Source organism: Anaerovibrio sp., from assembly GCF_024697385.1.
In the GTDB taxonomy this organism is placed as follows: domain Bacteria; phylum Bacillota; class Negativicutes; order Selenomonadales; family Selenomonadaceae; genus Anaerovibrio.
Genome location: NZ_JAILFV010000182.1, coordinates 1 through 5,526, shown reverse-complemented (window position 1 = coordinate 5,526; position 5,526 = coordinate 1). Strand labels below are relative to the sequence as shown.

General features: G+C 38.9%; 6 protein-coding genes. All 6 read left to right on the top strand.

Annotation, left to right across the window (positions count from 1 at the left end; genetic code table 11):
- The first annotated feature begins 297 nt into the window (after nucleotides 1-297).
- On the top strand, nucleotides 298-531 hold the full coding sequence (locus tag K6C05_RS09535; protein ID WP_296734093.1) for a DUF1653 domain-containing protein: 234 nt from the start codon (nucleotides 298-300) through the stop codon (nucleotides 529-531).
- 48 nt (nucleotides 532-579) lie between these two features.
- Entirely contained in the window at nucleotides 580-1,176 is a 597-nt protein-coding gene (locus tag K6C05_RS09530; protein ID WP_296734091.1) for a hypothetical protein, read from the top strand.
- Between the two features lie 341 nt (nucleotides 1,177-1,517).
- Complete coding sequence (locus K6C05_RS09525; RefSeq protein ID WP_296734089.1) at nucleotides 1,518-2,429, top strand: hypothetical protein; 912 nt, start codon at nucleotides 1,518-1,520, stop codon at nucleotides 2,427-2,429.
- Between the two features lie 53 nt (nucleotides 2,430-2,482).
- Nucleotides 2,483-2,839: a cupin domain-containing protein gene (locus K6C05_RS09520; protein ID WP_296734088.1), complete on the top strand. Its 357-nt coding sequence runs from the start codon at nucleotides 2,483-2,485 to the stop codon at nucleotides 2,837-2,839.
- 77 nt (nucleotides 2,840-2,916) lie between these two features.
- Complete coding sequence (locus K6C05_RS09515) at nucleotides 2,917-3,339, top strand: Rrf2 family transcriptional regulator (protein ID WP_296734085.1); 423 nt, start codon at nucleotides 2,917-2,919, stop codon at nucleotides 3,337-3,339.
- A 1,114-nt stretch (nucleotides 3,340-4,453) separates the two neighbouring features.
- Nucleotides 4,454-5,526 (top strand): type I restriction endonuclease (locus K6C05_RS09510; protein WP_296734084.1); only part of this gene is annotated, 1,073 nt, incomplete at its 3' end.

The window sequence follows — 5,526 nt, the reverse complement described above, 5'->3', positions numbered from 1 at the left end:
GAAAAGAAGAAAATATTAAATCAGCTGTTGAAGTCTTATGACGATGGAAGCAAGGCTACTTTCTTTTGCATGGCTGTAAACAGGATAGAGCTTACAGTACTTCGGGATGTGCTGTTCCAGCTTAAAACGCAGTGCCTTAATGCGTGGCTTAGGAAAATAGCAGAATATCTTTGATTCTACACTTCCTTCGGTAAAGAAATCTTATTCAGGGCGGCCGGCATCTATGCGGGGGAAAATACAAATTCCAGTTTGTAGAGATTGTGGCACCTTTATAGTAAGAAAATAGAGTGGTGGATTATGAATAGAGAATTACCTCGCCCGGATGAAATCTGGCGGCATTTCAAGAATAAACTATATAAGATTATTGCCATTGCTCAGCACACCGAGACTGAAGAACAACTGGTAGTGTATCAGGCCATGTATGGCAATAACGGGATTTATGCCAGACCACTTGATATGTTTATGAGCAAAGTCGATCATGAGAAGTATCCTGACGTTGAGCAGGAGTACAGATTTGAACGGGTGGAGTAGAAATTAATAGGTATTATCTAAGTTAAAGTAAATGATGGAGGAATATGTATGAAAAAGATAATAAAATCATGCCTTGCATTGGTTTTATACTTTGCATTAGGTAATTGTGTAATGGCTAGTTCAACAGTTGAAAGCGTTAATAATGCTGTGCTATATGCGGCTAATAATGACATGCAGTTATATACCTTGTTTCCTGGAATGACTGTCAGAGATTTTATGGACAATTTTAGTGAAACTGGCTGGATAGGTGTTTCGGATGTACCATATGATGATCCATGCAAAAGCATATATAAAGATAGGTCTACTATAGAAAAAGGCCCGACAAAAGAGTATAAGCGAATTCTGTTGGTTAGGCCGTATTGCCAGGGGGACACCACACATGAAATGTTAGATGTTGAGTTTAAAAACGATATATTAGTTCTTTGGAATTATGACATATATACAGCTAAGCAAAGTGATGGAATGCAGGTTAGGCAGAAGATATTTAATGAAATGACAAAAAAATTTGGCTTGCCTCATGAGGCAAGAAGTAATTGGAGTTGTGAGTGGATGTGGAATAATAGTGGAATCCCAAGAATATATTTACAAGAATTTAGTAATAAAGGTTTTTCCTGTTTAAGATTATCCACATCATATGTTCAATAAACGGGACTTTTATTCAAAACAACTCGTATATGACTTCCAATAATACTATCTTATCGGAAGGTATAAAAATACAGACTGCGGAACCATTGATTTTACTGGTTCCACGGTCTGTTTTAGTTTTGTCATTTTTATCCGAAAAACAGGTCGTGTAAATTGGGTATTTGGGGTGGGTTTCCTTATCGGAGTTATGCTTTGTATTTTTGGCTCCGTATATACTAATAATTCACACCTCAAGAAAAAATGAAAAAATATTTGATGTAACTGTTGACATTACAACCAAACTGTATTATTATCTCATTGTAAGGTTTGAGATTACAACAAGACAATGGAGGTAATTACAAATGAAAAATTTTAAGAAAATCGCTCTTTGTACTTTGGCTATGGCTTTGGCAGCTCCTCTGGCTTCTTTGCCACAGGTACATACCCCAAGTGTGGCTATAGCAGCTACTGTGCAGTCAACAGTAAGCCATCAAAAACTTGCTCTTGGAGAGGTAACCATCTATAACTATGGTGGAATCAAACTTCATGCCATCAACACCAAGGATGTATTGGCCGATGAATGTTATGTATTGGAATCAAAGGATGGCCTTGTATTGCTGGAATCATCAGCTTTCAAGGCTAATGTGCAGGAGATAAACGACTACATAAAGTCCCTGAATAAGCCTTTGGAGGGAATATTCCTTTCATATCATTCCAATGGCTATAATGCCTATGGTAATGCTCCTATTTATGCAACTGAGTCCGCTGTGGCCAGCTGGGGTGACAATGGTGGAGTGAAAGTCCTCACGGATAATTTTGTACAGGTCTTTGGTGATGCAGTTGACACTAATCTTCCACAGCAAGCAACCATAGTGAAAACTGGTGACACAGTGACGGTGGCTGGCATCGATTTCCGCATCCTGCCAACCATGGATGAAGATTATAGCTTGGAAATTCCTGCTATCAATACGGTTTATCGCCATATGCTTGGTTCTGATGTTCATAATATTCTCCCAAACATTGCCTATATTGATGGTGAAATCGCTGATATGAAAGCATATCAGAAGAAGGGGTATGAGTTGATTCTAACCAGTCACTATGTACCGGAGGGACAGGAGGCAGTAGCCACCAAGTTGTCGTATTTAGAAAAGGTAAAGGAGCTGGCGTTGGCAAATAAGGATAAGGCTGATTTTATTACCGCCATGAAATCTGCATTCCCTAATTATTTGGGTGATAATTACCTGCAGATGACAGCAGATGCACTCTATAGGTAAGTGCCCTATATGTATGATTAATAAGATTAAATTAATTTTTGGAGGAAAACAAAATGGCAAATTACAGCAAGATTAACGTAAAAAATGATGCAAGAACTGAGCTGCATGATAAGCTGCAGCTGACTGGTGCAGAGGTAAGCTTAAACACTCTTCCTGCCGGTGCAAGTGTGCCTTTCGTGCATTATCACAAGAAGAATGAAGAAATCTATTTCATTACCTCAGGAAAAGGCAAGGCTGTGATTGATGGTGATACTGTTGAGTTGGCTGCTGGCGATTGGGTACGAATTTCCCCGGCAGCCCGCCGTCAGTTCTTTGCTGGAGAAAATGAAAGTATCAGCTTCATATGCATTCAGGTCAAGGAAAATTCCCTTGAGGAGTTTACAGGCGATGATGCAACAGTAGAACAATAAAACGCATGTTTGACAGGAAAGTCTCATTGTAATACCATTATTTACAATGAGACTTTTTTGTTATAAGGAGATCAACTATGCAATTTTCATTTCGTATGCCGGTAGCGGTACAAATATTATTGTGTATTGCCAAATTTGACGGAGTATTCAAGACAACATCCACATTTTTGGCATCCAGTGTCAATATTAATCCTGTTATCATCCGCAATACATTAGGGCAGCTGAAGGCCGCGGGTTTAGTAAAGGTAGCGGCAGGTGTCGGTGGAGCAAAGCTTACAAAGGAGCCTAAAGACATCACTTTGAAAGAGGTATTTCAGGCAGTAGAGGAAGATGAGGATTTGTTCCATATTCAGGACAATCCAAATCCCCAGTGTCCAGTTGGAAGAAATATTCATCGGCTTTTGGGTAGCAGATTGTCTTTGGTAAAGGAGCATATGCTCAGTGATTTTGCTGATATAACATTGGCCGAGCTGCTGGATGATATTGAAAAGTCAGAGTAGTTGTATTATTTGGTATCGGGATATTATGAAGAAAGTCTTTTTACCTATGTTCTGTTGAAGTTGAAAACAGCTTTGCAAGCTGTTCTAACACTTTTGATATTATTTCACTTAATTCTTCTATGGATTCCTTTTTACCAGTCTCTGCCCAGGTCAGCAATGCTGCAGCGAATAAGGACACGGCAATGGAAACAGCATATTTGCTGTCATAAAATAATAAGTTATGCCTGAGAAAATAAGTATAAGTGGAAAAAAGTGAATAAAAGGGTGGATAAATAGTATCTGCAACATTGCAAAATGGAGTATAACTACCGGTTAGGTTTTTCGCAAAATAGTCTAACCGATAGTTAGATTTTTGGCCGTTTTTTTCCCTTAGAATGTAAAAATCGTTGTGTGAGAAAAACTTGCAGCCTTTTCATACTTAACCACATTGTATCATTCTTATTTACCCCTGATGGAATAAGGGCTGATAAGGCTGGATATATGACATAATTTAGTAAAAACCTGGAGGGTGTTGCCGGTTGTCATATTAGTACCTATAAAGACGCCTTATCGGAAGGTATAAAAATTCATCTCCCGGAAACAGCATCACTGCTGCTTTCGGGGAATTTGGCATTTTTAGGGAAATTTTGAAATCTGGAGATGAGGTGAATAGGGGATACAGGAAAATGAGAGATTATTCTGTGGGGCGATGTAATTACTTGTAAGGTTGCAGGAGGCAGTCTAACTACTGGTTAGACTTTTAACATAAAAATCTAACCAGTAGTTAGATTTTTGCCCTATTATCGTTCAAGATTGCAAAGACCGATATACAACAAAAAAATACAATCTTACTTGTATAAATACATACGGAAAGGTGGTATATATGAAGTAACTGTTAGTTTACACAAATAAACGAGATGTTAAAAACATCCTCCGGAAAAGGTATTAATGCTGTTTCCAGGGGATTTGGTATTTTTTAGGAAATTTTGGAATAAGGCAGTGTGGTGAATAGGGGGGCAGAGGGTGGGAATAATTTCTAACAGTATAAATTGAGGTTATATTTTTTAAGTGTTAAAATACTTATTAAATGAAAGTGAATTCTGTAATGCAAATCGGCATTAGGAGGATGAGTCACATGGGGAAGAACTTCAGTGAAGATTCTAGAGTTAAAATTCCCGCATTGATGTATTTTACACGCCTCGGATATACTTATCGTTCTTTGAGAGATATTCGCCCGGTTTTGGATTTTGAAACAAATATAAATACAGAAATTCTCCGTGATTCATTGGATCGTGTGAATGCACTGGAGGAGCCATTAACTGATGACGAGATTAAAGGCATCGTTTCGGCCTTGTCAGATTCATTGGCCGTGGATGATTTAGGCCGTGAATTTTATAAAAAGCTCCAGACAGGCGTTGAATGTCGTGGGCAGTCAATGATGTTAATTGACTATAATGACATTAATAATAACACCTTTGAAGTTGCCACTGAAGTGGAATGTTTGGTGGACAAAGAAACAAAGGAAGGAAGTTTCCGCCCAGATATTACCCTTTTCATTAACGGCCTGCCCCTGGCATTTTGTGAAGTAAAAATCCCAAACAACCGAAAGGGTATGCAGGCGGAATACGAGCGGATGAATGACAGGACTTTAAATACAAAGTATAGAAAGTTCCTCAACATTACTCAGATAATGATGTTTTCTAACAACATGGAATATGATGATACGGAGAGTGTACCAATATCAGGGGCTTTTTATGCTACCAATGGCCATGGAAGACTATTTTTCAGTCATTTTCGTGAAGAAGATTCCTCCATATATGACCGCATAGGAGAACTGGATCCGAAGGTAGAGGAGTTTATTCTGCAGGATACCAATATGGCCATGCTGAAAAACCAGCCAGAGTATCAGACCAATATGCAGCCGGGGACACCTACTCATCGCATCATTTCTTCATTGTTTACCCCAGAGCGTTTATTGTGGCTTTTGAAATATGGCATAACATATGTGGAGAAGGTCAATAAGGAAGGCGTTATGGAAATTGCCAAGCACTTAATGCGCTATCAGCAATTTTTCGCTTCCCATGCCATTATGAAATATTTGGATGACACGGCTGGCAGGGAACAGGACCACCGTGGCGGAGTTATTTGGCACACCCAGGGCAGCGGCAAAACAGAGCTTTCCTTCTACAATGTAAAAATCCTTACAGA

Coding starts and splice junctions, on each gene's coding strand:
- K6C05_RS09515 (WP_296734085.1), top strand. CDS start 2,917: ATGCAATTTTCATTTCGTATGCCGGTAGCGGTACAAATATTATTGTGT.
- K6C05_RS09535 (WP_296734093.1), top strand. CDS start 298: ATGAATAGAGAATTACCTCGCCCGGATGAAATCTGGCGGCATTTCAAG.
- K6C05_RS09530 (WP_296734091.1), top strand. CDS start 580: ATGAAAAAGATAATAAAATCATGCCTTGCATTGGTTTTATACTTTGCA.
- K6C05_RS09525 (WP_296734089.1), top strand. CDS start 1,518: ATGAAAAATTTTAAGAAAATCGCTCTTTGTACTTTGGCTATGGCTTTG.
- K6C05_RS09520 (WP_296734088.1), top strand. CDS start 2,483: ATGGCAAATTACAGCAAGATTAACGTAAAAAATGATGCAAGAACTGAG.